The 25,562-nt window shown below is 74.9% G+C and carries 23 protein-coding genes; 16 read left to right on the top strand and 7 right to left on the bottom strand.

The window, feature by feature from the left end; translation table 11 throughout:
• Window positions 1-8: 8 nt before the first annotated feature.
• The 3 genes from D1J60_RS04025 to D1J60_RS04015 are packed head-to-tail and all read left to right on the top strand — an operon-like array spanning window position 9 to window position 4,593.
• Window positions 9-959 (top strand): oxygenase MpaB family protein, encoded by a 951-nt coding sequence (locus tag D1J60_RS04025; protein WP_125595023.1) that lies wholly within the window; start codon window positions 9-11, stop codon window positions 957-959.
• Window positions 941-3,004: a serine/threonine-protein kinase gene (locus tag D1J60_RS04020; protein WP_125820152.1), complete on the top strand. Its 2,064-nt coding sequence runs from the start codon at window positions 941-943 to the stop codon at window positions 3,002-3,004. Before D1J60_RS04025 ends, D1J60_RS04020 begins: the two co-directional genes overlap by 19 nt.
• Window positions 3,001-4,593, top strand: a complete 1,593-nt coding sequence (locus tag D1J60_RS04015) for an NAD(P)/FAD-dependent oxidoreductase (RefSeq protein WP_125820151.1) — start codon at window positions 3,001-3,003, stop codon at window positions 4,591-4,593. The genes D1J60_RS04020 and D1J60_RS04015 overlap by 4 nt, the downstream gene beginning before the upstream one ends.
• A 58-nt stretch (window positions 4,594-4,651) precedes the next feature.
• On the opposite strand, the gene D1J60_RS04010 is transcribed toward D1J60_RS04015, so the two are convergent.
• Together D1J60_RS04010 and D1J60_RS04005 are read right to left on the bottom strand one after the other, a co-directional pair.
• Window positions 4,652-5,098, bottom strand: a complete 447-nt coding sequence (locus D1J60_RS04010; RefSeq protein ID WP_125595026.1) for a nitroreductase family deazaflavin-dependent oxidoreductase — start codon at window positions 5,096-5,098, stop codon at window positions 4,652-4,654.
• 48 nt (window positions 5,099-5,146) lie between these two features.
• Window positions 5,147-6,331, bottom strand: coding sequence for an FAD-dependent monooxygenase (locus D1J60_RS04005; RefSeq protein WP_125820150.1), 1,185 nt, complete (start codon window positions 6,329-6,331; stop codon window positions 5,147-5,149).
• Window positions 6,332-6,413: 82 nt separating this feature from the next.
• Between D1J60_RS04005 and D1J60_RS04000 the strand changes: the two genes are divergently transcribed.
• From D1J60_RS04000 to D1J60_RS03985, 4 genes are read left to right on the top strand one after another with little or no spacing between them, the layout of a single operon-like run.
• Window positions 6,414-7,046 (top strand): TetR/AcrR family transcriptional regulator, encoded by a 633-nt coding sequence (locus tag D1J60_RS04000; RefSeq protein ID WP_125820149.1) that lies wholly within the window; start codon window positions 6,414-6,416, stop codon window positions 7,044-7,046.
• A 9-nt stretch (window positions 7,047-7,055) separates the two neighbouring features.
• Window positions 7,056-7,439 carry a VOC family protein gene (locus D1J60_RS03995; protein ID WP_125820148.1) on the top strand — a complete coding sequence of 128 codons (384 nt, stop codon included), beginning with the start codon at window positions 7,056-7,058 and terminating at the stop codon, window positions 7,437-7,439.
• On the top strand, window positions 7,436-8,131 hold the full coding sequence (locus D1J60_RS03990) for a DinB family protein (protein ID WP_125820147.1): 696 nt from the start codon (window positions 7,436-7,438) through the stop codon (window positions 8,129-8,131). Before D1J60_RS03995 ends, D1J60_RS03990 begins: the two co-directional genes overlap by 4 nt.
• 11 nt (window positions 8,132-8,142) lie before the next feature.
• A complete protein-coding gene (locus D1J60_RS03985) occupies window positions 8,143-8,514 on the top strand; it encodes a DUF4180 domain-containing protein (protein ID WP_125595031.1) in 372 nt (123 codons plus the stop codon).
• Window positions 8,515-8,524: 10 nt separating this feature from the next.
• Here the strand turns inward: D1J60_RS03985 and D1J60_RS03980 are convergent, their stop codons facing one another.
• On the bottom strand, window positions 8,525-10,264 hold the full coding sequence (locus D1J60_RS03980; protein ID WP_241253128.1) for a serine hydrolase: 1,740 nt from the start codon (window positions 10,262-10,264) through the stop codon (window positions 8,525-8,527).
• A 799-nt stretch (window positions 10,265-11,063) separates the two neighbouring features.
• On the opposite strand from D1J60_RS03980, the gene D1J60_RS03975 reads away from it, so the two are divergent.
• The 3 genes from D1J60_RS03975 (at window position 11,064) to D1J60_RS03965 (ending at window position 15,030) form a co-directional block, all read left to right on the top strand.
• Window positions 11,064-12,179: a nitronate monooxygenase family protein gene (locus D1J60_RS03975; RefSeq protein ID WP_125603575.1), complete on the top strand. Its 1,116-nt coding sequence runs from the start codon at window positions 11,064-11,066 to the stop codon at window positions 12,177-12,179.
• Between the two features lie 5 nt (window positions 12,180-12,184).
• The gene (locus D1J60_RS03970) at window positions 12,185-13,741 is read left to right on the top strand and encodes an acyl-CoA synthetase (protein ID WP_125820145.1); all 1,557 of its coding nucleotides are present in this window, start codon (window positions 12,185-12,187) and stop codon (window positions 13,739-13,741) included.
• Window positions 13,742-13,908: 167 nt separating this feature from the next.
• Window positions 13,909-15,030: an ionic transporter y4hA gene (locus D1J60_RS03965; protein WP_125820144.1), complete on the top strand. Its 1,122-nt coding sequence runs from the start codon at window positions 13,909-13,911 to the stop codon at window positions 15,028-15,030.
• Window positions 15,031-15,061: 31 nt separating this feature from the next.
• Here the strand turns inward: D1J60_RS03965 and D1J60_RS03960 are convergent, their stop codons facing one another.
• Both D1J60_RS03960 and paaK read right to left on the bottom strand, forming a co-directional pair.
• Window positions 15,062-15,940, bottom strand: coding sequence for a YhjD/YihY/BrkB family envelope integrity protein (locus tag D1J60_RS03960; RefSeq protein WP_125820143.1), 879 nt, complete (start codon window positions 15,938-15,940; stop codon window positions 15,062-15,064).
• A gap of 117 nt (window positions 15,941-16,057) precedes the next feature.
• On the bottom strand, window positions 16,058-17,383 hold the full coding sequence (gene paaK / locus D1J60_RS03955) for a phenylacetate--CoA ligase PaaK (RefSeq protein ID WP_125603579.1): 1,326 nt from the start codon (window positions 17,381-17,383) through the stop codon (window positions 16,058-16,060).
• A 139-nt stretch (window positions 17,384-17,522) separates the two neighbouring features.
• Here paaK and D1J60_RS03950 point away from each other — a divergent pair, with 139 nt between their 5' ends.
• The gene (locus D1J60_RS03950; protein WP_125820142.1) at window positions 17,523-18,377 is read left to right on the top strand and encodes an alpha/beta hydrolase; all 855 of its coding nucleotides are present in this window, start codon (window positions 17,523-17,525) and stop codon (window positions 18,375-18,377) included.
• Window positions 18,378-18,523: 146 nt separating this feature from the next.
• On the opposite strand, the gene D1J60_RS03945 is transcribed toward D1J60_RS03950, so the two are convergent.
• Window positions 18,524-20,164 (bottom strand): acyl-CoA synthetase, encoded by a 1,641-nt coding sequence (locus tag D1J60_RS03945; protein WP_125820141.1) that lies wholly within the window; start codon window positions 20,162-20,164, stop codon window positions 18,524-18,526.
• A 174-nt stretch (window positions 20,165-20,338) separates the two neighbouring features.
• On the opposite strand from D1J60_RS03945, the gene D1J60_RS03940 reads away from it, so the two are divergent.
• The 5 genes from D1J60_RS03940 to D1J60_RS03920 all read left to right on the top strand — a co-directional run bounded on the left by D1J60_RS03940 (window position 20,339) and on the right by D1J60_RS03920 (window position 24,973).
• The gene (locus D1J60_RS03940; RefSeq protein WP_125605348.1) at window positions 20,339-21,139 is read left to right on the top strand and encodes a crotonase/enoyl-CoA hydratase family protein; all 801 of its coding nucleotides are present in this window, start codon (window positions 20,339-20,341) and stop codon (window positions 21,137-21,139) included.
• Window positions 21,140-21,409: 270 nt separating this feature from the next.
• Window positions 21,410-22,369 carry an OB-fold nucleic acid binding domain-containing protein gene (locus D1J60_RS03935; protein ID WP_125820140.1) on the top strand — a complete coding sequence of 320 codons (960 nt, stop codon included), beginning with the start codon at window positions 21,410-21,412 and terminating at the stop codon, window positions 22,367-22,369.
• Entirely contained in the window at window positions 22,366-23,427 is a 1,062-nt protein-coding gene (locus D1J60_RS03930; protein ID WP_125820139.1) for a thiolase domain-containing protein, read from the top strand. Before D1J60_RS03935 ends, D1J60_RS03930 begins: the two co-directional genes overlap by 4 nt.
• Complete coding sequence (locus D1J60_RS03925) at window positions 23,424-24,617, top strand: thiolase domain-containing protein (RefSeq protein WP_125820138.1); 1,194 nt, start codon at window positions 23,424-23,426, stop codon at window positions 24,615-24,617. The genes D1J60_RS03930 and D1J60_RS03925 overlap by 4 nt, the downstream gene beginning before the upstream one ends.
• Before the next feature lie 116 nt (window positions 24,618-24,733).
• Window positions 24,734-24,973 carry a DUF397 domain-containing protein gene (locus tag D1J60_RS03920; RefSeq protein WP_125820137.1) on the top strand — a complete coding sequence of 80 codons (240 nt, stop codon included), beginning with the start codon at window positions 24,734-24,736 and terminating at the stop codon, window positions 24,971-24,973.
• Here D1J60_RS03920 and D1J60_RS03915 read toward each other — a convergent pair.
• On the bottom strand, window positions 24,966-25,490 hold the full coding sequence (locus D1J60_RS03915) for a hypothetical protein (RefSeq protein WP_125604481.1): 525 nt from the start codon (window positions 25,488-25,490) through the stop codon (window positions 24,966-24,968). The two genes, D1J60_RS03920 and D1J60_RS03915, sit on opposite strands and share 8 nt — an antisense overlap.
• Between the last annotated feature and the right edge of the window lie 72 nt (window positions 25,491-25,562).

The raw sequence follows: 25,562 nt of genomic DNA, 5'->3' as shown, positions 1-25,562 counted from the left end.
AGGCACCGATGAGCGACGAGGACGCCGGCCCCGGGCTCTACGGCCCCGGGTCCGTCACCTGGCACTGCCACGGCGACCCGGTCATGTGGATCGCCGGGGTCCGCGCGCTCTACCTCCAGGCCCTGCACCCGCGCGCCGTACGCGCCGTCCTGCAGAACTCCACCGCCTTCGACGGCGGGCGGGGACCCGGCGACGCCTGGGGCCGCCTGCTGCGCACCGCCGACTTCGTCGGCACCCTCACCTACGGCACCGCCGAGGCCGCGGAACGGGCCGGGGCCCGCGTCCGCGCCGTCCACCGACGGCTGTCCGCCACCGACCCCGACACCGGGGAGTCCTTCCCCGTCGACGACCCCGCCCTGCTGCTGTGGGTGCACTGTGCCCAGATCGACAGTTTCCTCCACGTACTACGCCGATCGGGCGTCCCCCTCACCCCCGCCCAGGCCGACCGGTACGTGGACGAGAACCGGACCAACGCCCGCCTCGTCGGACTCGATCCGCAGGCCGTTCCCGCCACCGCCGGCGCCCTCGCCGCCTACTTCGACGAGGTCCGCCCCCGTCTCGCCGCCGGACCCGACGCCCGCGCCGTCGACGACTTCCTGCGCGCCCCGCCCGTCCCCCCGTACCTCGTCCCTGGCCGAAACCTGCTGTGGAGACCCCTCGTTGGGCTCGCCTACGGAACCCTGCCGGGCTGGGCGCACCAGCTGTACGGACGTCCCGCACCGCCCCCGCGCGCGGTCACCCGCCGCCTGCGTCTCACGGGTCGCGTGCTGCGCACCATCCCCGCAGGTCTACGCTGGCAGCTGCCTCCAGGTCACATCTTGAAAGCGATGCGCCGACTGGGCCCCGGCAGCCGCCCCTCCGCGTACACACTGCGAAAATCAGCGGCCATACTGGACCGGCCGGGGAGGGCGCGGCACGACGACGGGGGCGGCTTTAAGACATGGCGGAGTCCAGACTGATCCAGGGCCGGTACCGGTCACTCGATCTGATCGGGCGCGGCGGCATGGGCGAGGTGTGGCGCGCCCGCGACGAGTCGCTGGGCCGGCAGGTCGCCGTGAAGTGCCTCAAGCCGGTCGGCGCCGAACACGACGCCCACTTCACCCAGGTCCTGCGCGAGCGCTTCCGGCGCGAGGCGCGGGTCGCCGCCTCGCTCCAGCACCGGGGCGTAACCGTCGTCCACGACTTCGGCGACGACAGCGCCTCCGGCGGCCCCCTCTACCTGGTCATGGAACTCCTGGAGGGCCGCAACCTCAGCCAGCTCATGGAGGAGAACGAGGCGCGCCCGCTCCCCGTCGACGTGGTCCTCGACATCGCCGAGCAGATGGCCGCCGCCCTCGGCTACACCCATGACCAGGGCGTCGTCCACCGGGACCTCAAGCCCGCCAACATCATGCGGCTCACCGACGGCACGGTGAAGATCTGCGACTTCGGCATCGCCCGCCTGGCCCACGACATCGGCTTCACCGCCAAGCTGACCGGCGGCGGCATGGCCATGGGCACCCCGCACTACATGTCGCCCGAGCAGATCGCGGGCGGCGAGGTCGACCACCGCAGCGACCTCTACTCCCTCGGCTGCGTCCTCTACGAGATCGCGACCGGCGCCCCGCCCTTCGACCTCGGCGACTCCTGGTCCGTGCTGGTCGGCCACCGCGACACCGCGCCCGTACCGCTGCGCGAGCACCGGCCCGAACTGCCCGGCTACTTCGAGCAGCTCGTGCTGGACCTGCTGGCCAAGCGCCCCGAGGACCGCCCTGGCGACGCCCGCCACCTGCACCGCCGCCTGGTCGAGGCCCGCTTCGGCCCCGGCGGGCGGCCCGCCGCGCAGCCCCCGCTGCCCGCCTGGGCCGAGGGGATGACCGCCGGGCGCAAAGCCGGGGTGGACGCCCGCCCCGCCAGCGGGGAGTGGGCCCTGTTCACCGGCTCCTGGACGGCGGCCCGCCCCCAGGCCTCCGGCGGACACCGCATCACCCGGCCGGCCCCCGCCGAGGACCCCCGGCTGACCGCCGCCTACGGGCTCGCGCCGCGCACCCCGGCCGCCGGGGAGCCCGACGCGCTCGCCGCCGGGCACACCCGCGCGTTCGCCCTCAGCCGCGCCGGCCGGCCCGAGGAGGCCCTCGCCGTGTACGTGGCCGTCGCCCAGGGGCGGGCCCGGGTACTCGGCCCCGACCACGCCGAGACCCTCGCCGCCCGCCAGGAGGAGGCGTACGAACTGGGACGCCTCGGCCGGCACGGGGAGGCGTACGAGATGTACCGCGCCGTCCTCGCCGCCCGCGTCCGCACCAACGGCCCGCTCCACCCCGACACGCTGCGCTGCCGACACAGCCTCGCCTGCGCCCTGAGCGCCCTCGGCCGGCACGCCGAGGCCCACGCCACCGCCGCCGCGGTGGCCGCGGACCGCGCCGCCGCCCTCGGCGCCGAGCACGCCGACACGCTGCACAGCCGGTACGAGGCCGCGTACTCCCTGGGCCGGCTCGGCCGCTGGCAGGAGGCGCTGACCGGCTTCCGCCAGGTCGCCGCCGCACGGGACCGCGTACTGGGCCGAGACCACCCCGACGCCCTCGCCGCCCGCTACGAGACCGGCATCGCCCTCGGCCGCACCGGCCGCGCCGCCGAGGCCCTGGACCTGTTCCGGTCCCTGGTCCGCGACCGCACCCGGGCCTACGGCGCCTGCGACCCGGAGACCCTGCGCGCCCGGCACGTCGTCGGCGTCAACCTGGGCCGCCTCGAACGCTGGGAGGAGGCCGTCGCCGAGGCCCGCGAGGTCGGCCGGCTCCGCGCCAAGGCCCTCGGCGCCGAACACCCCGACACCCTCGTCAGCCGCCGGGAACTCGCCGTCGGCCTGGGCCGGCTCGGCCGCTGGGACGAGGCGCTGCCCATATACCGGGACCTGTCCGGCATCCGCGAACGCTCCCTCGGCGACGAGCACCCCGACACGGTCCTCGCCCACGCCGACGAGGCGCACTGTCTGGAGCGGCTCGGCCAGGTGTGCTACCAAGAGCCATGACCGCCAACTCAGGCTCCAGGGGCTTCGCGCAGGACGTGTACGACGCGGTGATCGTGGGGGGCGGCCACAACGGCCTCGTCGCCGCCGCCTACCTGGCCAGAGCGGGCCGCTCGGTACTGGTCCTCGAACGGCTCGGCCACACCGGCGGCGCCGCCGTCTCCACCCGGCCCTTCGCCGGCGTCGACGCCCGCCTCTCGCGCTACTCCTACCTCGTCTCGCTGCTCCCGGCGAAGATCGTCCGCGACCTGGGCCTGCGGTTCGAGGTGCGCCGGCGCACGGTCTCCTCCTACACCCCCTACGAGCGCGACGGCCGCCCCGGCGGGCTCCTCGTCGGCGGCGCCGAGGACCGAACCCGGCGGTCCTTCGCGGAACTGACCGGATCCGACCGGGAGTACGAGGCATGGCGGGCCTTCTACGGCACCACCGGCCGACTCGCCCGCAAGGTCTTCCCCACCCTCACCGAACCGCTGCCCACCCGCGCGGAACTCCGGGCCCGGATCGACGACGAGGCGGCCTGGCGGATGCTGTTCGAGGAGCCGCTCGGCCGGGCGGTGGAGGACCGCTTCACCGACGACCTGGTCCGGGGCGTGGTCCTCACCGACGGACTGATCGGCACCTTCGCCGACGCCGACGACCCCTCGCTCGTCCAGAACCGCTGCTTCCTCTACCACGTCATCGGCGGCGGCACCGGCGACTGGGACGTGCCCGTCGGCGGCATGGGAGCCCTCACCGACGCCCTCGCCGAGGCCGCCCGGGCGGTCGGCGCGGAGATCGCCACCGGCCACGAGGCGCTGCGCATCCACACCGACGGCACCACCCCCGCCGAGGTCACCTTCCGGACGGCGACGGGCGAGGGTGCCGTCGTCGGCCGTGACGTCCTGGTCAACGCCTCCCCGCGGGCCCTGGCCGAGCTCCTCGGCGAGGAGCCCGGCGACGGCGGCCCGGCCCCGGAGGGCGCGCAGTTCAAGGTCAACATGCTGCTGAGCCGGCTGCCCCGGCTGCGCGACCCCGGCGTCGGCCCCCGCGAGGCCTTCGGCGGCACCTTCCACATCGCCGAGGGGTACGAGCAGCTGCGGCGCGCCCACGCGGAGGCGGCCGCCGGGGAACTCCCGTCCGTCCCGCCGTCGGAGATCTACTGCCACTCGCTGGCGGACCCCTCCGTCCTCGGGCCCGAACTCGCCGCGCAGGGCTACCAGACGCTCACCCTCTTCGGGCTGCACACCCCCGCGCGGCTCTTCGAGAAGGACAACCGGCAGGCCCGCGAGGTGCTGCTGACCGCCACCCTGGCCCAGCTGGACGCCCACCTGGCCGAACCGCTCACCGACTGCCTCGCCTTCGACGGGGACGGCCGTCCCTGCATCGAGGCCAAGACCCCGCAGGACCTGGAGCGCGAACTGCGGCTGCCCGGCGGCCACATCTTCCACCGGGACCTGTCCTGGCCGTACGCGGACGGGCAGGAGGCGGGGCGCTGGGGCGTGGAGACCGCCCACCGCAACGTCCTGCTGTGCGGTGCGGGGGCGGTCCGCGGCGGCGGGGTCAGCGGCATCCCGGGGCACAACGCGGCGATGGCGGTCCTGGAACGGCGCTGAGCCCCGCCCGGTGGCGAGGCCCGGTACCGAGCCGTGCCCGGTGCCGGGTCGCGCCCCGTCAGGCGGGCTCGATGACCACGACCGGGATCTCGCGGTCCGTCTTGGCCTGGTACTCGTCGTACGCCGGCCAGTGCCCCACCATCACGGGCCAGTACGCCTCCCGCTCCTCCGCGGTCGCGGTACGGGCCGTGCCCTGGATGATCTCCGGGCCGACCTGGATGCGGACGTCGGGGCGCGCGCTCAGGTTCCGGTACCAGAGCGGGTGCTCCGCGTCGCCGCCCTTGGAGGCGACGAGGAGGTAGCGGCCCTCGGCCTCGCCGTAGATCAGGGGCGTGCGCACCGGGTTGCCCGAGACCCGGCCGACCGTGGTCAGCAGCAGGGTCTGGGTGCCGCGCCAGAACTGGCCCTCGGCGCCGCCGGACTCCACGTACTGCCTGACGTGGTCCCGCTGCCAGCTTCCCGGCTTCGGGTCGGCGGGGTTGTCCCAGTCGATGTCGGTCGTCATCTCGGCCTGCCTTCGTCCGTAGCGGTCCACACCCCCCGGTGACCGGCCTCAACGCCCCGGGCCGTGGCCCGCATTCCCGGCGGGCTCGCCCGGAAGGGTGAATCCGTCGAAGAGGTCGTCGAGCGCGCGCCGGGTCGCGCTCGCGGGGGTGGCCCGGAAGGCGAGGTCGCGGGCGGCCACGGCCAGCGGGTGGGTGAGGGCGGCGACCCGGCCCATCCGGCGGGCCCGGATCCGGATGGCGTCGGTACGGGCGAGCCTGGCCCGGGTGTAGGCGGCGAGGGCGGCCGGCACGTCCGCGCCGCGGAGCAGGTGCGCGAGGACGGCCGCGTCCTCGACGGCCTGGCAGCCGCCCTGGCCGAGGTTGGGGGTCATGGCGTGCGCGGCGTCCCCGATCCAGGCGGTGCGGCCGTCGTGCAGCCGGGGGAGGGGTGCGGCCAGGTCGTACAGGTCGTGCTGGAGGACCGCCCCCGGGTCGATCCGGTCCAGCAGGGCGGGGATCGGGTCGTGCCAGGTGCCGAACCGCCGCAGCAGCTCGCCGCGGACGTCCGCGGGCCGGTAGCCCTCGGGGACGACGGCGGTGGCGTACAGGTAGACCCGCCCGTCGGCGAGCGGGACCGTCCCGAAGCGCTCGCCCCGGCCCCAGGTCTCGGCCGCTTCGGTGGCCGGGCCCGACGGGAGCACGGTCCGCCAGGCGGTCTCGCCGCTGTAGTGCAGGCCCGGGTGGTCCGGGAAGCGGCGGCGGCGCAGCGGGCTGTGGATGCCGTCGGCCGCTATGACGGCGTCGGCGCCGAGGTCCCCGGCGGTGGTACGGGCCACCGTGCGGCCGCCGCCCTCCTCGACGGCGGTGACCTCGGCCCCGTACACCAGGGCCCCCTCGGGCAGTGCCGCCGCCAGCGCGGCGGTGAGGTCCGTGCGGTGGACGGCGAGCGGGGGCCGGCCGTAGCGGGCGGCGAGCGCGGCGGTGTCGGCGCGGGCCAGCCGGGTGCCGCCGGGGCGGCGCACCCCCATCGAGGCCGGGACGGCGCGGCCCGCCGCGCGGGTGGCGTCGAAGCCGATCGCGTCGAACGCGCGCAGGGCGTTGGGCGCGAGGACGATGCCCGCGCCGACGGCGGCCGGGGCGGCCGCGCGCTCGCAGACGGTGACCCGCCACCCCTGGCGGTGCAGGGCCAGGGCGGCGGTCAGACCGCCGATGCCGGCACCGGCGACGACGGCGTGGCGCGGGGTTTCGGGCATGGCACGGCCTCCTGCCGTTTCAGGTGCCTCTACGTCTGTAGAGGCTGTCCCGCCCCGAACTCTACAGCTGTAGAGTGGGGGCATGTCCACCCCGGAGAAGCCGCCGCCCGCCGCCGCTGCCCCCGCTGCCGACCGCCGCACGCTCATCGCGGACACGGCCATCTCCCTCGTCGCCGCCGGCGGCCTGCGGGGCCTCACCCACCGGGCCGTCGACGGCGCCGCCGCGCTCCCGGCCGGCAGCACCTCGTACTACTTCCGCACCCGGACCACGCTCATCGGCGCCTGCTACCGGCGGCTGGCCGAGCTGGACCTCGCCGACCTCGACGGCGACGGCTCCGCGCACCCGCCGCCGGCCCCGGCGGACCGGGACGCCGCCGCGCGGATGCTCGGGGCGCTGCTGCACGAGTGGCTGACCCGGGGGCGCGAACGGCAGCTGGCCCGCTTCGAACTCAGCCTGGAGGCCGCCCGCAACCCGGAACTGGAGCCGGCCCTCCGTCAGGCGGGCCTCGCCGCCCGCGCCCGCGCGGCCGGCGTCCTCGCGGCCCTCGGCGCACCCCGGCCCGCCGAGTCCGCCGAACTCCTCGCCGCCTGGACCGACGGCCTGCTCTACGACCGCCTGGCGGGCGCCCTGGCCCACTCCCGCCCCGCCCCGGACCCGGCCGAACTGACCGCCGCCGCCCGCCGGATGCTCGACGCCGCCCTCGCCCCGGCCTAGGATCCCGGCATGATCGCCGAACTGCAGTGCGTGGTCCTCGACTGCCCCGAACCGCTCGAGCTCGCCGAGTTCTACGGCCGGTTGCTCGGCGGCGAGGTCAACCGGCCCGACCGCCGCTGGACCCTGGACGCCCACTGGGCCACGCTCCACACCCCCTCCGGGGCCGTCCTCTGCTTCCAGCAGGTCGCCGACCACCGCCCGCCGAAGTGGCCCGACCCCGCGCACCCCCAGCAGGCCCACCTCGACCTCGCCGTCGCCGACCTCGGCCGCGCCCAGGAACAGGTGCTCGCCCTCGGCGCGGCCCTGCTCGACGACACCCGCGACGCCGAGGGCTGGCGCGTCTACGCCGACCCGGCGGGCCACCCGTTCTGCCTGATCCGGGAGGGGCAGTGAGCGGCCCGCCCCGACTCGCGCCGCTGATACGGCAGTTCGACTTCGCGGCCACCCGGCTGTCCGCCAGGCTGGCGGGCCCCGTGATGGACAGCGGCGACGGCACGGACACCCGGGTGGTGCCCCTGACCGACGAGGAGTACCTCTGGGAGCCGGTGGCGGACTGCTGGTCGGTCCGGCTCCGCACACGCGGCCCGGGGCCCCGCGCGACGCTCCTGGCCGGAGCCCGCACCGGCGCGTGGGGCCGCGACGCCGCCGGCTATCCGCACCCCTGGCCGCCGCCCTTCACCACCCTCGCCTGGCGCCTGAGCCACCTCACGGAGATGCTGGCCCTGCGCGCCGACCACACGGCCGGCAGCCGCAGCCTCACCCGCGACGACCACCCCGTCGCCGGCGACGCCGACGCGGCCGTGGCCGCCTTCGCTAAGGCCGCCGACGCCTGGCGCGGGGCACTGCTGAGCGTCGACGAGGCCGCGCTCGACACCGTCGGGTACTGCACCTACCCGCACGGCGGCGACGCGGAGGAGCCGTTCGTCGAGATCGCGTGGTGGGTGAACCAGGAAGTCCTGCACCACGGCGCCGAGATCGCGCTGCTCCGCGACCTCTACCGGGACCGCCGCGCGGCGCCGCAGGACCCCGGCGGCAGCACCCGGGACGGCCGAAAAGCGGTCGACCCCGGCTCCGGAAGGACCTAGCGTCGGTCCGCATGAGCATCCTGCAGACCATCCACGACGTGCCCGTCCTGATGTGCGACCCCGACGGCGAACCGATCGGGTGCGAACGGGACGTCCTCGACCTGGTGGGCAACGCCGCCTGGCAGGGCGCCCAGTGGGTGGTCGTGCCGGCCGGCCGCTTCGCCGAGGACTTCTTCCGGCTGCGCACCAAGATCGCCGGGGACATCGTCCAGAAGTTCGTCACCTACCGCGTGGGCCTCGTCGTCCTCGGCGACATCTCCCGCCACACCGAAGGGAGCGAGGCCCTGCGGGACTTCGTCCGCGAGTGCAACCGCGGCCGCCAGACCTGGTTCCTCACCGGCCTGGACGAGCTGCGGGACCGGCTGGAGGGCCGCACCGCCTGACCCCGGGCCGTCAGTCCGCCGAGCGGGTCCAGCCCGCCGCCTCGATGCGGGACGCGTCCGCCGGACGGTCCTCCGAGAACAGCAGCCGGGCCGGCTCGGCGACCCTCAGCACGTCCACGTACACCCCGCGCCCCACGTAGCGGCCGGTCGAGGCGTGACGGAAGCGGAGCCGGACCTCGCGGCCCTGCGACCAGGCGGGCAGCGGGGCTTCGAGCAGGTGCCAGATGCGGCCCGACCAGCCGCCGGCCGAGCCCGCCGGCCACTCCTCCGGAGCGCCGCCGGTGCTGCGCACCGTGCTGAACGGGACGGGCTCCCAGGCCGTCCCGTCCGCCGAGGCCTCCAGGTGGAAGGCCCCCGCGCCGGGCACCGTGTCCCACCACACCGCGCAGCGCAGCCGGCCGCGGGCCGTCGCGGGGGTCAGCGGGGGCAGGGTGAGGGTGCCCGAGCCGCCGGTCTCCATGCCGGAGAACCAGGCCGCGCCCCCATGTTTCGGGCGCACCGGCACGGCCCGGGCGAAGCGGTTGCCGGTCGCGACCCGGGGCGCGCTGCCGGCCCGCCAGGTCCGTACGGGGTGGACGGAGTTGCCGAGCAGGACCAGGAAGGAGTCGGTGGAGGGGTCCAGCACCAGGGAGGTGCCGGTGAAACCGGTGTGCCCGGCGGAGTGCGGGGTGGCCAGGGCGCCCATGTACCAGTGCTGGTAGAGCTCGAAGCCGAGGCCGTGGTCGTCGCCGGGGAAGGCGGTGTTGTAGTCGGTGAAGAGCAGCTCGACCGAGGCGGGGCGCAGGATCCGCCGGCCCGCGTAGGCCCCGCCGTCGAGCAGGGCGCGGGAGAGGACCGCGAGGTCCCAGGCGGTGCCGAACACGCCCGCGTGGCCCGCGACCCCGCCGAGGGCGTACGCGTTCTCGTCGTGGACCGCGCCCCACACCAGCCCCCGGTCCAGGCCGGACCAGGGCGGGCGCTGCACCTCGGTGGCGGCGGTGACCCGGCGCCAGGAGAGCGGCGGGTTGTAGCGAGTGCGGTGCATCCCGAGCGGAGCGGTGATCTCGTCGCGGAGCAGGACATCCAAAGTGCGGCCGGTGATCCGTTCCAGGAGCAGCTGGAGCGCGATCAGGTTCAGGTCCGAGTAGCGGTACACCGTCCCCGGCGTGTCCTGCGGCCGCACGGACCACAGCAGCCGCAACTGCCCCTCGCGGGTGGCCTCCTGGTAGAACGGCGCCCACGAGCGCAGCCCCGAGGTGTGCGTGAGCAGCTGGCGGACCGTGACCTGCTCCTTGCCGCCCCCGGTGAACTCCGGCAGGTACCGGTCCACCGGCGCCTCCAGCTCCAGCCGGCCCCGCTCCATCTGCTGCACCGCCAGGATGGAGGTGAACAGCTTGCTGAGGGAGGCCAGGTCGAAGACGGTGTCCTCGGCCATCGCGATCCGCTCCGCGGCGGGAAACTCCGACGGCCGGTCGGTGCGGCCGTCGTAGTCCGCGTACCGCACGGCGTACCCCATCGCCCGGTGCAGGGCGACGGTCCGGCCGCGCCCCGCCAGCACCACGGCCCCCGCGTAGTACGGGTGCTCGGGGGAGGGCCCGAGGAAGCGCCGGGCCTCCTCCGCGACCCCCTCCAGGTGCCGTTCCAGCAGCCCGGCCTGCCGCGCCGACCCGTACCGCAGCCGCAGCCCCTGCAGCGCCCGCCGCTCGGCCGCCCCGGCACCCGGCCCCGGCAGCGCCGCGTGCAGCACGAGCACCCCGCCCAACGCCAGCAACCGACCCCCCACCCGCCGCCGACTGAGCCCCCCACCCCGGCCTCCCCCCGCGGCCGGCTCTTCGTACGCGCCCCGCCCGCCGCCCGTGACCTGGGCGTCGCCCGCGGCTGGGTCCTCGCGCGTGCCCCGGCCCTCGCCTGCGGCCCGGTCCTCGCCCGCATCCCGGTCTTCTCGCGTGCCCCGCCCGTCGCTCGCGGCCTGGTCTTCGCCCGTGGCCTGGGCGTCGCCCGCGGCTGGGTCCTCGCGCGTGCCCCGGTCTTCACCCGTGCCCCGGCCCTCGCCTGCGGCCCGGCCGGCGTCCGGGGCCCCGCCCTCTTCCGCTGGGGCTGCGGTGGCGGGGCGGGTGGTCGGTCCGGCGGCTGCGGTGCCTGCGGACGGGGCTTCGGGGCCGGGCGGGTTCTGCTCGCCGGGTCCGGTCTGCCGTCGGAGCCCCCAACGCCGACGTGGACCGGCCCCGGTTCGTGCCCCCGGCTCGTCCGCCGCCGTCCGTGCCCCCGTCGCTTCCCTCATGACCGGCCCTCCTGTCCGCCCCGAACTGCCGTCGCACTCCGCCACCCGCGGCACGCGGCACGGTCCGGGACTCCGCTCCTGCGGGGAGGGCCCGGCCCCGGCCGGCAGGCCGTGGGCGCGCCCTCCCGGGGGAGCCCGATCCCCACCGGAGCCCGCCGCAGGCGCTCCGCACGCTACCGGGTATCTGCCCGCCCGCCGGGGACCCTCCGCACCGGCCGGCCCGCAAGAATCTGACACCGCATCAGAAAATCTCTTCCCTCGGCCGCCCCCCTGCGGCATCCTCACGCCCATGGAGACGGAGCTGAGCAAGAAACTGGGAGTCGAGCACGCCATCTTCGGCTTCACGCCCTTCCCGGCGGTCGCCGCTGCCATCACCCGCGCGGGCGGATTCGGCGTACTCGGCGCCGTCCGCTACACCGCCCCCGACGACCTCCGGCGCGACCTCGACTGGATGCAGGAGCACACCGGCGGCAAGCCCTACGGCCTCGACGTCGTCATGCCCGCCAAGAAGGCCGTCGACGGCGTCAGCGAGGCCGACATCGAGGCGATGATCCCCGCCGCGCACCGGGACTTCGTCCGCGACACCCTCGCCAAGCACCACGTACCCGAACTCCCCGAGGGCGAGGCCTCCGGCTGGAGGATCACCGGCTGGATGGAGCGGGTCGCCCGCGACCAGCTCGACGTCGCCTTCGACTACCCCGTCAAACTCCTGGCGAACGCCCTCGGTTCCCCGCCCGCCGACGTCATCGCCCGCGCCCACGACCACGGCGTCCTCGTCGCCGCCCTCGCCGGCAGCGCCAAGCACGCCCGCCGCCACGCCGAAGCCGGCATCGACGTCGTCGTCGCCCAGGGCTACGAGGCCGGCGGCCACACCGGCGACATCGCCACCATGGTCCTGGTCCCCGAAATCGCCGAGGCCGTGGCCCCGCTCCCCGTCCTGGCCGCCGGAGGCATCGGCAGCGGCGAGCAGATCGCCGCCGGACTCGCCCTCGGAGCCCAGGGCGTCTGGCTCGGCTCCCTCTGGCTCACCACCACCGAGGCCGACCTGCACTCCCGGGCCCTCACCGAGAAGCTCCTCGCCGCCGGCTCCGGCGACACCGTCCGCTCCCGCGCCCTCACCGGCAAACCCGCCCGCCAGCTGCGCACCGAGTGGACCGACGCCTGGGACGACCCGGAGGGGCCCGGCGCCCTCCCCATGCCGCTCCAGGGCCTGCTGGTCGCCGAAGCCGTCTCCCGGATCCAGAAGTACGAGGTCCAGCCGCTGCTGGGCACCCCCGTGGGTCAGATCGTCGGCCGGATGAACAGCGAGCGCAGCGTCCAGGCCGTGTTCGACGAACTCACCGGCGGCTTCGAGCGCGCCATCGACCGCATCACCCGTATCGCCGGCCGGCCCCGAGAGGTGTGACCGACATGACCGAGCACCAGCTCCCCAACGGCTTCTGGGCCCAGGCCGCCGCCGACCCCGCCCGCACCGTCCTCGTCACCCCCGGCGGCGAGGAGTGGTCCGCCGGCCGGCTGCACGCCGACGTCAACCGCCTCGTCCACGGCCTGCGCGCCGCCGGCCTCGAGAAGGGCGACGCCTTTGCCGTCGTCCTGCCCAACGGCGTCGAATTCTTCACCGCCTACCTCGCCGCCTCCCAGGCGGGCTTCTACCTGGTCCCGGTCAACCACCACCTCGTCGGCCCGGAGATCGCCTGGATCGTCTCCGACTCCGGCGCCAAGGTCCTCATCGCCCACGAGCGCTTCGCCGACGCCGCCACCGCCGCCGCCGAGGAGGCCGGGCTCGACCCCCGCCACCGCTACGCCGTCGGAGCGGTCCCCGGCTTCCGCCCGTACGCCGAACTCCTCGACGGACGGAGCGCCGAACCGCCCGCGGACCGCACCCTCGGCTGGGTCATGAACTACACCTCCGGCACCACCGGCCGCCCCCGCGGCATCCGCCGCCCGCTGCCCGGCAAGCTCCCGGAGGAGACCTACCTCGGCGGGTTCCTCGGCATCTTCGGCATCCGCCCCGGCGACGGCAACGTCCACCTGGTCTGCTCCCCGCTCTACCACACGGCCGTCCTCCAGTTCGCCGGTGCGTCCCTGCACATCGGGCACCCGCTGGTGCTGATGGACAAGTGGGGCCCCGAGGAGATGCTGCGCCTGATCGACCGCCACGCCTGCACCCACACGCACATGGTCCCCACCCAGTTCCACCGCCTCCTCGCGCTCCCGCAGGAGACGAAGGACGCCTACGACGTCTCCTCGATGCGGCACGCCATCCACGGTGCCGCCCCCTGCCCCGACCACGTCAAACGGGCGATGATCGACTGGTGGGGCCGGTGCGTGGAGGAGTACTACGCGGCCAGCGAGGGCGGCGGGGCCTTCGCCACCGCCGAGGACTGGCTGAAGAAGCCCGGCACGGTCGGCAGGGCCTGGCCCATCAGCGAGCTCGCGGTCTTCGACGACGACGGCAACCGGCTGCCCGCCGGGGAACTGGGCACCGTCTACATCAAGATGAACACGGGCGGCTTCAGCTACCACAAGGACGAGGGCAAGACCCGGAAGAACCGCATCGGGGACTTCTTCACCGTCGGCGACCTCGGCCTGCTCGACGAGGAGGGGTACCTCTTCCTCCGCGACCGCAAGATCGACATGATCATCTCGGGCGGGGTGAACATCTACCCGGCCGAGATCGAGTCCGCCCTGCTCACCCACCCGGCCGTCGCCGACGCCGCCGCCTTCGGCATCCCCCACGCGTCCTGGGGCGAGGAGGTCAAGGCCGTCATCGAACCCGCCGACGGGTTCGAGGCGGGCGACGCGCTGGCCGCCGAGATCCTGCACCACTGCGAACGGCGGCTGGCCGGGTACAAGCGGCCCAAGTCCGTCGACTTCATCGAGGCGATGCCCCGCGACCCCAACGGCAAGCTCTACAAGCGCCGGCTGCGCGACCCCTACTGGGAGGGCCGCGAGCGCGCCGTGTGACGGCCCGGGCCCGGGCCCGGCGGCTCGCCGCCGCCGGGGCCCGGCCGGGCGGCCGCCGCGCCCCGCCCGCCCGCTACACGCCCGTTTGTCGTGAGAAGTGCCACTTCGCGGCTCCGGATGGGCGCCTCACGGCGCACCCCGGCGCCGGTTCTGGCAACTTGGCTGGCATGAGTACGGCAACGCGCAGATCCCCCCTGACCGACTGGACCCTCCTCGTCCCCGTGGTGGCGCTCGTCGCGCTCGTGTTCAGCTGGGGGCGCGACCTGCCCGGCTTCGCCGTGGCCCTGGTCGCCCTCTGCCTCGCGGGAGCGGTCCTCGCAGCCGTGCACCACGCCGAGGTCGTCGCCCACCGGGTCGGCGAACCCTTCGGCTCGCTGGTCCTCGCCGTCGCCGTCACCGTCATCGAAGTGGCCCTGATCGTCACCCTGATGGCCGATGGCGGCGACAAGACCGCCTCCCTCGCCCGGGACACCGTCTTCGCCGCCGTGATGATCACCTGTAACGGCATCGTCGGCCTGTCCCTGCTCGTGGGCGCCCTGCGCAACCGGGTCGCCGTCTTCAACGCCGAAGGCTCGGGAGCCGCCCTGGCCACCGTCGCGACCCTCGCCGTGCTGAGCCTGGTGCTGCCGACGTTCACCACCAGCAAGCCCGGCCCCGAGTTCTCCTCCGCCCAGCTGACCTTCGCCGCCGTCACCTCCCTCGCCCTCTACGGGCTGTTCATCGCCGTCCAGACGGTCCGCCACCGCGACTACTTCCTGCCCGTGGACACGGGGACCACCGGCTCCGGCTCCGCCTCCGGCCCCGCCGACGACGACCACGCCGAGCCCCCCACCGCCCGAGCCGCCCTCGTCAGCCTCGGCCTGCTCTTCGTCGCCCTCGTCGCGGTCGTCGGCAACGCCAAGGCCGTCTCCCCGACCATCGAGAAGGGCGTCTCCGACGCCGGACTGCCCCACGCCGTCGTCGGCGTGATCATCGCCCTGCTCGTACTGGCCCCCGAGACCCTCGCCGCCGTCCGGGCCGCCCGCCGCGACCGCGTCCAGACCAGCCTCAACCTGGCCTACGGATCCGCCATCGCCAGCATCGGCCTGACCATCCCCGCCATCGCCCTCGCCTCCGTCTGGCTGACCGGGCCGCTGGTGCTGGGCCTCGCGCCCCTCCACATGGTGCTGCTCGCCCTGACCGTGGTGGTCGGCGCCCTGACGATCGTCCCGGGCCGCGCCACCCTGCTCCAGGGCGGAGTCCACCTCGTCCTGCTCGCCGCCTACCTCTTCCTCGCCGTCAGCCCGTAGCGGATGCGGTGGCACGGAACCGGCCCGCGCGTCACGCACGCCCGGGAGCGTCGGCATGCCCGTTCCCGGGCCCGGGGCCGCTCCCGTCCGGGGGCGGGAGGACCCCGGCGGCGCGCAGCCGGCGCATGGTCAGGTGCTCGTGCACGAGGCGGCCGACCATGGCCCCGCCGTAGACCACGAAGCCGACGCCGACGAGCCAGGACTGCACCACCAGCAGCGTCCCGAACGGGCCGTAGGTGACGGCGTTCGAGGCGATCAGCGGGGAGAACACCAGCTGGGAGAAGACCCGCAGGCCCAGCAGCCCGAGGCTCGTCGCCACCGCGCCGGGCAGCAGCGCCCGCCAGCGGACCCGGCCGCCCAGCAGGAGCCGCCCGGAGCTCCAGAAGAAGAGGCAGGTCCCCACGGTGTCGCTGAGGGTGCCCACCACCGTGCCGGCCACGCTGTCGGACGGGGCCGGGATCCCCACCAGCAGCCCGAGGTAGCAGACCAGCAGCGCCAGCCACACGACGTGCCGCCACATGGTGTGCCAGCGGGCGGTGGGCAGGTCCCACACCTTCTCGTAGCCGGTCTGCACGGCGGAGCCGAAGGTCAGCCCGAACACCGCGAGGGCCGCCAGGCCGAAGGCGGTGGTCCGCTCCAGTGCCAGGTCCGCCGCACCGAACAGCATCTCGACCCGGGCCCGCGAGGCTGCCGACACCCCGAGGGCCTGGCCCAGCCAGCGGCCGAAGTTGGAACCGCTGCCCGGCGCGGCCGCCGCCACGACCACCAGCAGCGGCACCAGGGTGAGGAAGCCCAGGGCGGCGAAGCCCATCGCCCGGTGCATCAGCTCGATCTCCCGGCCGCGGCTCCAGGCCAGGCCGGCCGGGGAGCCCAGGAGCCGGGCGTGGAGGCGCCGGAGGGTCGAGGTCACACCTGATCCCCTACCCGGACGGGCCCGGCCGCTCCCGGAAGCGGCGCCGGAATGGGCCCGAACGGGGGCTTGGACCGCCCGCCGGTGTGGACCGCCCGCCGGTGTGGACCGGCCCGCTCAGGAGGAGCGCGGCTCCCGGAGGTCCCGGACCCGCTTGATCTTGCCGACCGAGCGCTCCAGGCTCTCCGGCTCCACCACCTCGACGGCGACGGACACCCCCACGGACTCCTTGACCGCCCGCACCAACTCCGCTGCCGCCGCCCGCCGCCTCTCGGCTCCCGCCTCCCGGCGCGCCTCCACCCGCACGGTGAGCGCGTCGAGGCGGCCCTCCCGGGTCAGCCGCAGCTGGAAGTGCGGGGCGAGGCCCGGGATGCGCAGGAGTATCTCCTCGATCTGGGTGGGGTAGAGGTTCACGCCGCGCAGGATGATCATGTCGTCGCTGCGGCCGGTCACCTTCTCCATCCGGCGGAAGGCCGGCCGGGCCGTCCCCGGCAGCAGCCGCGTCAGGTCCCGGGTGCGGTAGCGGATCACCGGCATGGCCTCCTTGGTGAGGGAGGTGAACACCAGCTCCCCGGGCTCCCCGTCCGGCAGCACCGCCCCGGTCAGCGGATCGACGACCTCGGGGTAGAAGTGGTCCTCCCAGATGTGCAGGCCGTCCTTGTGGGAGGCGAACTCCTGCGCCACGCCCGGTCCGATCACCTCGGAGAGGCCGTAGATGTCCACGGCGTCGATGCCCAGCCGGTCCTCGATCTCCCGGCGCATCTCCTCGGTCCAGGGCTCGGCGCCGAAGACGCCGGTGCGCAGCGAGGTCCGGCGCGGGTCGATGCCCTGGCGCTCCATCTCGTCCAGCAGGGTGAGCATGTAGGAGGGGGTCACCATGATGACCTCGGGGCGGAAGTCCTGGATCAGCCTGACCTGGCGGTCCGTCATGCCCCCGGAGGCGGGCACCACCGTGCACCCCAGCCGCTCCGCCCCGTAGTGCGCGCCCAGGCCCCCGGTGAACAGGCCGTACCCGTACGCGACGTGCACGACGTGCCCCGGCCGGGCGCCGGCCGCGCGCAGCGAACGGGCCACGACATCGGCCCAGGTGGCCAGGTCCCCGTCGGTGTAGCCCACCACCGTGGGCCGGCCCGTGGTGCCGCTGGAGGCGTGGATGCGGCGCACGTCCGCGCGCGGTACGGCGAACATCCCGAAGGGGTACTGGTCCCGCAGGTCCGCCTTGGTGGTGAGCGGGAAGAGGGACAGGTCGGCCAGCGAGCGGCAGTCGTCGGGATGGACCCCCGCCTTGTCGAACGCCTGCCGGTAGAAGGCCACGCGGTCGTAGGCCCGGTGCAGGGTCGCCCGCAGCCGCTTCAGCTGGAGCGCCGCCAGCTCGTCGGGGCTGAGCCGCTCGCCTTCGTCCCGGAGATCACCGAGGTCCTCAGAACCCGCACGCGCCGTCATCGCCGCCACCCCATCGCCTCGTCATCGTCGTCGAGAGTCGTACCGCCACAGGCCAGCCGAACGTTCATTCGGTAGATTGCCGGACGCCGCCCGGTAAATCAATGACTCGAACGAGTGATCGTCTGGTCTGATGGCCCGCATGCCTGCATTCACCACCTACGACGGAACCGAGCTCGCCTACCACGCGGAGGGCGAGGGCGAGCCGCTCGTCTGCCTTCCCGGCGGCGCCATGCGGGCCTCCCGCTACCTGGGGGACCTCGGCGGGCTCTCCGCCGGCCGCCGGCTCATCCTCCTCGACCTGCGCGGCACCGGCGACTCGGCCGCCCCGGCCGACGCGTCCACGTACCGCGTCGACCACCAGGTCGCCGACGTCGAGGCGCTCCGCCTGCACCTGGGGCTGGAACGCATGGACGTCCTCGCCCACTCCGCCGCCGGCAACCTCGCCCTGCTCTACGCCGCCGCGCACCCCGAGCGGGTCCGCCGCCTGGTCCTCGTGACCCCGACCGCCTGGGCCGTGGACCTCGCGCCGACCCCCGAGGAGAGCCTGGAGGTGGTCCGGTCCCGGGCGGGCCGGGAGCCGTACGACACGGCCATCGCCGCGTACGAGCGGCTGTGGAAGGCCGGCGGCGACCCCTCCCCGGAGGACCGGAGCCGGGCGATGGTCCTCGCCTACGGCCGCTGGGACGACCGGGCGCGCGCCCACCTCGCCGCGAGCGACCACGAACGCAACCAGGCGGCCGCCCTCGTCTTCGCCGGCCCCGGAGCGTTCGACCCGCCGGCCACCCGCGAGGCGCTCCGCCGGTTCGACGGCGAGACGCTGGTCCTGGCGGGCGAGCTGGACGGCTACCCGACCGCCGCCGTCGCCGCCGCCCTCGCCGGCCTCCTGCCACGCGGAACCTCCGACGCCCAGCCCGGCGCCGCGCACTTCCCCTGGCTGGACGACGCCGCCTGGTTCGCGGCCCGCGTGGAACACTTCCTGACCACCGGGACCTGACCCGTCCGGGGCGCCCCGGGAGACGGCGAACCGTGGGTCGGCGTCCTGACCGCGCCGACCGCTCCCGCCGCCGGCCGGATCGCAGCGCCCGCCCCCGCACGGCCCGCCGGGAGACGACGGGCCGCCCTCGCGCAGGCCGACCGACCCTAGGGGGCCTCCGCCCCCGCGTCGGCCCGCGCCGCCACCGCCTTCGCCCAGCGGTAGTCCGCCTTGCCGCTCGGGGAACGCTGCACCGCCGGGGTGATCACCAGCTGGCGCGGGACCTTGTAGCCCGCCAGCCGCGTCCGGCAGTGCCGCTGGATGTCCTCCAGGGTCGGCTCCGGCGCGCCCTCCCGCACCTGTACCACCGCGGCCACGTGGTTGCCCCAGGTCGCGTCCGGGACGCCGGCCACCAGGGCGTCGTACACGTCCGGGTGCGACTTCAGCGCCTGCTCGACCTCCTCCGGGTAGACCTTCTCCCCGCCGGTGTTGATGCACTGCGAGCCGCGCCCCAGCACGGTGACGATGCCCTCCTCGTCGACCGTCGCCATATCGCCGAGCAGCACCCAGCGTTCGGTGCCCTTCCGGAAGAAGGTCTCCGCCGTCTTGACCGGGTCGTTGTAGTAGCCGAGGGGCACGTGCCCGCGCTGTGCGAGACGGCCGGGGACGCCGACCGCCACCGGCTCGTGCGTCACCGGGTCCACCACCTGCGTACGGTCGTTGACCTGGAGCCGGAACCCCTTCTCCGGGCCCGAGTCGTCCGTCGCCCGCCCGTTGGAACCGGACTCGGACGAGCCGAAGTTGTTCAGCAGCACGACGTTCGGGACCAGCCGCTGGAACTCGGCGCGGACCGTCTCCGACATGATCGCCCCCGAGGAGGAGACGCTGAACAGGGAGGACAGGTCCGTCCCCCTGAGCGGACCGTTCAGGGCGTCGATCAGCGGCCGCAGCATCGCGTCGCCGACCAGCGAGACGCTCGACACCTTCTCCTTCTCTATGGTGCGCAGCACCTCCTCGGGCACGTACTTGCGGTGGATGACCACCCGCTGGCCGTAGTTGAAGGCGATGAACGAGGTGAGCGTCGACGTACCGTGCATCAGCGGGGGAGCGGGGAAGAAGGTGAGCCCGGCGCCGCGCGCCGCGACCCGCTCGGCCAGCTCCTCCGGCCGCTTCACCGGCTCGCCCGAGGGCTCCCCGCCGAACAGCCCCGCGAAGAACAGGTCCTCGGCCCGCCACATGACGCCCTTGGGCATCCCGGTCGTGCCGCCGGTGTAGATGATGAACAGGTCGTCCGGGCTGCGCTGCGGGAAGCCGCGCTCCGGGGAACCGGCCGCCTCGGCGTCCTCGTACGCGACCGGCGCCACCGCCGGCTCCGGCGCGCCGGCGGGGGCCGGGCCGACCCGGACGAGGTGGCGCAGCCTCGTCGTCCGCGGCAGCGCGGCGGCCACCCGCTGCGTGAACTCGCCCTCGAAGACGAGCGCCGCGAGGTCGGCGTCGTTGTAGAGGTAGACCAGCTCCTCCTCCACGTACCGGTAGTTGACGTTCACCGGTACCAGACGGGCCTTAAGGCAGGCCAGCACGGTCTGCAGGTACTCGATCCCGTTGTAGAGGTGCAGCCCCACGTGCTCGCCCGGGCGCAGCCCGCTGTCCAGCAGGTGGTGCCCGACGCGGTTCGCCGCCGCGTCCAGTCCGGCGTACGTCAGGCGGCGCTCGGCGCCGGTCCCGGGGTGGTCGACGTACACCAGCGCCTCGCGGTCCGGGACCACGTCCACGACCGATTCGAACAGGTCGGCAAGGTTGTACTCCACCGTTCCTCCTGACCCGAAAGTGCTCACGGCTGGGCTGCTCGGCGGTCATTAGAGCCCCGCCCGGTCCAAGTGGGAAGGGCGCACGCCAAGAAATCTGACTGGGTGTCAGAAAACTATTGAACTGCACCCGGCCCTCCTGCAACCTGTTCTAGGTCTTGAGACGGGAGGACGGCAATGGGTGGGACGGAACACCTGACCGTGGAGCGCCGGGGCGCCACGCTGGTGCTCACCATGAACAGGCCGGAGGCGAAGAACGCGCTCTCGCTTCCCCTGCTGGTGGGCCTGTACGACGGCTGGCTGGAGGCGGACGCGGACGACACCGTCCGCTCGGTGGTCCTGACGGGCGCCGGCGGTGACTTCTGCGCCGGCATGGACCTCAAGGCGCTGGCCGGCCGGGGCATGGCGGGCGACCAGTACCGGGACCGCCTCAAGGCCGACCCCGACCTGCACTGGAAGGCGATGCTCCGTCATCACCGCCCGCGCAAGCCGGTGATCGCGGCGGTGGAGGGGTACTGCGTGGCGGGCGGCACCGAGATCCTCCAGGGCACCGACATCCGCGTCGCGGGCGCCGGGGCCACGTTCGGGCTGTTCGAGGTCCGGCGGGGGCTGTTCCCGATCGGCGGCTCCACGGTGCGCCTGCCCCGGCAGGTACCGCGCACGCACGCGCTGGAGATGCTGCTGACGGGGCGTCCGTACTCGGCGCAGGAGGCGGCGCGGATCGGGCTCGTGGGGCGGGTGGTGCCGGACGGGACGGCGCTGGACGCCGCGCTGGAGACGGCCGAGCTGATCAACGCGTGCGGGCCGCTGGCGGTCGAGGCGGTGAAGGCCTCGGTGTACGAAGCGGCCGAGCTGACGGAGACGGACGGCCTGGCGGCCGAACTGGTCCGCGGCTGGCCGGTCTTCGACACGGCCGACGCGAAGGAGGGGGCGCGGGCCTTCGCGGAGAAACGGCCACCGCTCTACCGCCGAGCGTAGGCGCCGACCGCGCGCACCCCGCCCCCCCCCCCCCCCCCCCCCGAGCCCCGCGGGCTCGAACCCCCCCCCCACGGGCCCATGGCCCGAACCCGTTCCGTGCCTGCGGCCCGCGACGGGCGTCGGGTCCGGCTCCCCGGGTCCGCTGGCCGGGGTCTCGTTTCCGGAGCCGGGGGCTGACGGGTCGGGCGGGGGGTTCCCGGCCGGGGTGGGGTCGGCCGGGAAGAGGTTTCGTACCGCGTCGTTACCGCTTCCGAGAATCGGAGAGACAACATGACAGCCGCGTCCCCGCCCGAGGTGCTGCGTGCGCCCCTCGTCGTCGAGTTCCCCTTCACCCGGTCCCTCGGGCCCGTGCAGAGCGCCTTCCTGACCGGGCTCCGCGAGGGCGTCGTGCTCGGCGTCAGGACCTCCGACGGGCGGGTCATGGTGCCGCCCGCCGAGTACGACCCCGTCACCGCCGAGGAGATCCGGGAGCTCGTCGAGGTCGCCCCCACCGGGACCGTCACCACCTGGGCCTGGAACGGCGAGCCCCGCCCCCAGCAGCCCCTCGGCACCCCCTTCGCCTGGGTCCTCGTACGGCTCGACGGCGCCGACACCGCGATCCTGCACGCCCTCGACGCCCCCGGCCCGGACGCCGTGTCCACCGGGATGCGGGTGCGCGTCCGCTGGGCGGCCGAGCGCACCGGGGCCATCACCGACATCGCCTGCTTCGAACCCTGCGAGGGGCGGGAGCGGGGGAGCGCCCGCCCGCACGACGGGGTGTTCGCCGACCCCGTCACCGGCATCGTCGCCGAGGCCCGCCTCGACTACACCTACAGCCCCGGCCGTGCCCAGACCGCGTACATCAACGCCCTCTCCGAACGGCGCACCGTCGGCGAACGCTGCCCCTCCTGCCACAAGGTGTACGTCCCCCCGCGCGGCGCCTGCCCCACCTGCGGGGTCGCCACCACCGACCGCGTCGAGGTCGGCCCCGCCGGCACCGTCACCACCTTCTGCATCGTCAACATCAAGGCGCGCAACCTCGACATCGAAGTCCCCTACGTCTACGCCCACATCGCCCTCGACGGCGCGGGCCTCGCCCTCCACGGCCGGATCGGCGGCATCCCGTACGACCAGGTCCGCATGGGCCTGCGCGTCGAACCGGTGTGGACCGACGGCGGCCGCTACCCCGACCACTACCGCCCCACCGGCGAGCCGGACGCGGACTACGACGCGTACAAGGAGCTGCTGTGAGGACCCGATACGCCCGCGAGGTGGCCGTCGTCGCCTTCGCCCAGAGCGACCACCAGCGCCGTACCGACGAACTCAGCGAAGTCGAGATGGTGATGCCCGTCCTGCACCAGGTGCTGGCCGCCACCGGCCTCAAGGCGGGCGAGATCGGCTTCACCTGCTCCGGCTCCAGCGACTACCTCGCCGGCCGGGCCTTCTCCTTCACCATGACCCTCGACGGGGTCGGCGCCTGGCCGCCGATCTCCGAGTCGCACGTCGAGACGGACGGCGCCTGGGCGCTCTACGAGGCCTGGGTCAAGATCCAGACCGGGGAGGCCGACACCGCGCTCGTCTACTCGTACGGGAAGTCCTCGCCCGGATCCGTGCGCGACGTCCTCACCCGGCAGCTCGACCCGTACTACCTCGCCCCCCTGTGGCCCGATTCGGTGGCCCTGGCCGCCCTCCAGGCGCAGGCGCTGATCGACGCCGGGGAGACCGACGAGCAGGCGCTCGCCGCCATCGGCGCCCGCAGCCGGACCGCCGCCGGGTCCAACCCGCACGCCCAGCTCAGCGGCCCCGTCCCCCAGGGCGGTTACCAGGTCCGGCCGCTGCGCACGGGAGACTGCCCGCCCATCGGGGACGGTGCGGCCGCCGTCGTCCTCGCCGCCGGGGACACCGCGCGGCGGCTGTGCGAACGGCCCGCCTGGATCACCGGCATCGACCACCGCATCGAGGCGCACGGCCTGGGCCTGCGCGACCTCACCGACTCCCCGTCCACCCGGACCGCCGCCGAGCACGCCGGGCTCTTCGACGCCCCCGTCGACACGGCGGAACTGCACGCGCCGTTCTCCTCCCAGGAGGTCGTGCTCCGCAAGGCCCTCGGCCTCGGCGACGCGGTGGCCGTCAACCCCTCGGGCGGGGCGCTCGCCGCCAACCCGATGATGGCCGCCGGCCTGATCCGGATCGGCGAGGCGGCCGCCCGCATCCACCGCGGCGAGTCCCGCCGGGCCGTCGCGCACGCCACCTCCGGCCCCTGCCTCCAGCAGAACCTGGTCGCCGTCCTGGAAGGGGACCCCTCATGAGCACCTCCGGGACACCGGCGACGGCGGGCAAGGAGCCCGTGGCCGTCGTCGGGATCGGCCAGACCAAGCACGTCGCCGCCCGGCACGACGTCTCCATCGCCGGCCTGGTCCGCGAGGCCGCGGCCCGCGCCCTCGCCGACGCGGAGCTGACCTGGGCCGACGTCGACGCGGTCGTCATCGGCAAGGCCCCCGACTTCTTCGAGGGCGTGATGATGCCGGAGCTCTACCTGGCCGATGCCCTCGGAGCGGTCGGCAAACCGATGCTCCGCGTCCACACCGCCGGGTCCGTCGGCGGATCCACCGCGCTGGTCGCCGCCAACCTGGTCGCGGCCCGCGTCCACCGCACCGTCCTGACCCTGGCCTTCGAGAAGCAGTCCGAGTCCAACGCCATGTGGGGCCTCTCGCTGCCCGTCCCCTTCCAGCAGCCCCTGCTGGCGGGCGCCGGCGGCTTCTTCGCCCCGCACGTGCGCGCGTACATGCGGCGCACCGGCGCCCCCGACACGGTGGGCTCGCTCGTCGCGTATAAGGACCGGCGCAACGCCCTGAAGAACCCCTACGCGCACCTGCACGAGCACGACATCACCCTGGAGAAGGTCCAGGCCTCGCCGATGCTCTGGGACCCGATCCGGTACTCCGAGACCTGCCCCTCCTCGGACGGCGCCTGCGCGATGGTCCTCACCGACCGTGCGGGGGCGGCCCGTTCGCCGAAGCCGCCGGCCTGGGTGCACGGCGGGGCGATGCGCAGCGAGCCGACGCTCTTCGCGGGCAAGGACTTCGTCTCGCCGCAGGCCGGCAAGGACTGCGCGGCCGACGTCTACCGGCAGGCCGGGATCACCGACCCGCGCCGGGAGATCGACGCGGTCGAGATGTACGTGCCGTTCTCCTGGTACGAGCCGATGTGGCTGGAGAACCTGGGCTTCGCGCAGGAGGGCGAGGGCTGGAAGCTCACCGAGGCGGGGGTGACCGAGCTGGACGGAGACCTCCCGGTCAACCCGTCCGGCGGGGTGCTGTCCACCAACCCGATCGGCGCCTCGGGCATGATCCGCTTCGCGGAGGCGGCCCTCCAGGTCCGCGGCCGGGCCGGGGAGCACCAGGTCCCGGGCGCCCGCCGGGCGCTGGGACACGCGTACGGCGGCGGCGCGCAGTTCTTCGCGATGTGGCTGGTGGGCGCCGAGCCGCCGCGCTCCTGAGGGGGGCCGGTGCGACGGACCGGCCGCGGGTCACGCCCGCGGCCTGTGCGGCGCCCGCCCCGGTCGCTACCCTGGGCCCCCGGACGACGACGTACCGTACCGGGAGGAGCACGCACGTGGCCAAGAGCACGGTTTCGCAGCCCGTCGCCGGCTGGGGCAGGCCCGCACTCGATCTCAGCGGGGCCGACTGGCAGTCCGGCAGCCGGGGGGTGGGCGGCGTCCAGATCGCCTTCGTGGAGGGGTTTGTCGCGATGCGCAACGGCGAGCGCCCCGACGGCCCCTCGCTGGTCTTCGCGCCGCGCGAGTGGCGCAGGTTCGTCCTGGGGACGCGGGGCGGACGCTTCGGCCTCAACTAGCGCGGGCCGTCAGGCGCAGGGCCACCTGGAGTTCGTGCTCCCCGGACACGGTGCCCAGGTGCTCGCCGGCGAAGGCGTCCTCCAGTACCGCGCGGACCACCCGCACCGGTTCCGCGGCGCCGTCCAGCTCGGCGGTCACGGGGCCGGCCGGCCGGGCGTGCGGGCTCGCGCCGGGCGCACGCCGGCGGACGTCCACCGTCGCCGACCAGATGCTCGGAGCCGCCGCGGCCCCGGCCGTCCGCTCCGGGACCGGCGGGTCCATCCCCGGGAAGGCCTCCGCCAGAACACCGAGAACGGCGTCGGCGCCCGCCCGGTCGCAGTGGCTGACCAGTACGCTCACCTCCGCCTCGGCGGCCCGTACCGCGTCCACCCGGGCCGCGTCGGCCGCCGGGCCCGCACCCGTCCCGGTACGGGAGGCCGCGCCCGGCGCGCGGCCGTGCTCGTCCACCATGGCCCCCGCGTCCGGGAGCAGCGCGGCGCGCCGCTCCGGGGCGTCGTGCCCGCGGTTCGTGTTCATCGTTCGCCTCTCCGGTTCGGGGTGCGGCCCCGCGCACAGCCGGGGGCCGACCGTGGACCGGCACCCGAGGGT

The sequence above is a fragment of the Streptomyces sp. W1SF4 genome (assembly GCF_003950035.1).
Classification (GTDB): domain Bacteria; phylum Actinomycetota; class Actinomycetes; order Streptomycetales; family Streptomycetaceae; genus Streptomyces; species Streptomyces racemochromogenes.
This window is presented reverse-complemented; position numbering and strand designations above follow the sequence as displayed.

What these genes read in the sequence shown, in the direction of transcription:
- D1J60_RS03940 (WP_125605348.1), top strand. Translation starts at nt 20,339, where the DNA reads ATGGGTGGGACGGAACACCTGACCGTGGAGCGCCGGGGCGCCACGCTG.
- D1J60_RS04005 (WP_125820150.1), bottom strand. Translation starts at nt 6,331, where the DNA reads ATGCCCGAAACCCCGCGCCACGCCGTCGTCGCCGGTGCCGGCATCGGC.
- D1J60_RS03970 (WP_125820145.1), top strand. Translation starts at nt 12,185, where the DNA reads ATGACCGAGCACCAGCTCCCCAACGGCTTCTGGGCCCAGGCCGCCGCC.
- D1J60_RS03925 (WP_125820138.1), top strand. Translation starts at nt 23,424, where the DNA reads ATGAGCACCTCCGGGACACCGGCGACGGCGGGCAAGGAGCCCGTGGCC.
- D1J60_RS03935 (WP_125820140.1), top strand. Translation starts at nt 21,410, where the DNA reads ATGACAGCCGCGTCCCCGCCCGAGGTGCTGCGTGCGCCCCTCGTCGTC.
- D1J60_RS04010 (WP_125595026.1), bottom strand. Translation starts at nt 5,098, where the DNA reads ATGACGACCGACATCGACTGGGACAACCCCGCCGACCCGAAGCCGGGA.
- D1J60_RS03995 (WP_125820148.1), top strand. Translation starts at nt 7,056, where the DNA reads ATGATCGCCGAACTGCAGTGCGTGGTCCTCGACTGCCCCGAACCGCTC.
- D1J60_RS03975 (WP_125603575.1), top strand. Translation starts at nt 11,064, where the DNA reads ATGGAGACGGAGCTGAGCAAGAAACTGGGAGTCGAGCACGCCATCTTC.
- D1J60_RS04000 (WP_125820149.1), top strand. Translation starts at nt 6,414, where the DNA reads ATGTCCACCCCGGAGAAGCCGCCGCCCGCCGCCGCTGCCCCCGCTGCC.
- D1J60_RS03965 (WP_125820144.1), top strand. Translation starts at nt 13,909, where the DNA reads ATGAGTACGGCAACGCGCAGATCCCCCCTGACCGACTGGACCCTCCTC.
- paaK (WP_125603579.1), bottom strand. Translation starts at nt 17,383, where the DNA reads ATGACGGCGCGTGCGGGTTCTGAGGACCTCGGTGATCTCCGGGACGAA.
- D1J60_RS04015 (WP_125820151.1), top strand. Translation starts at nt 3,001, where the DNA reads ATGACCGCCAACTCAGGCTCCAGGGGCTTCGCGCAGGACGTGTACGAC.
- D1J60_RS03915 (WP_125604481.1), bottom strand. Translation starts at nt 25,490, where the DNA reads ATGAACACGAACCGCGGGCACGACGCCCCGGAGCGGCGCGCCGCGCTG.
- D1J60_RS04025 (WP_125595023.1), top strand. Translation starts at nt 9, where the DNA reads ATGAGCGACGAGGACGCCGGCCCCGGGCTCTACGGCCCCGGGTCCGTC.
- D1J60_RS03985 (WP_125595031.1), top strand. Translation starts at nt 8,143, where the DNA reads ATGAGCATCCTGCAGACCATCCACGACGTGCCCGTCCTGATGTGCGAC.
- D1J60_RS04020 (WP_125820152.1), top strand. Translation starts at nt 941, where the DNA reads ATGGCGGAGTCCAGACTGATCCAGGGCCGGTACCGGTCACTCGATCTG.
- D1J60_RS03950 (WP_125820142.1), top strand. Translation starts at nt 17,523, where the DNA reads ATGCCTGCATTCACCACCTACGACGGAACCGAGCTCGCCTACCACGCG.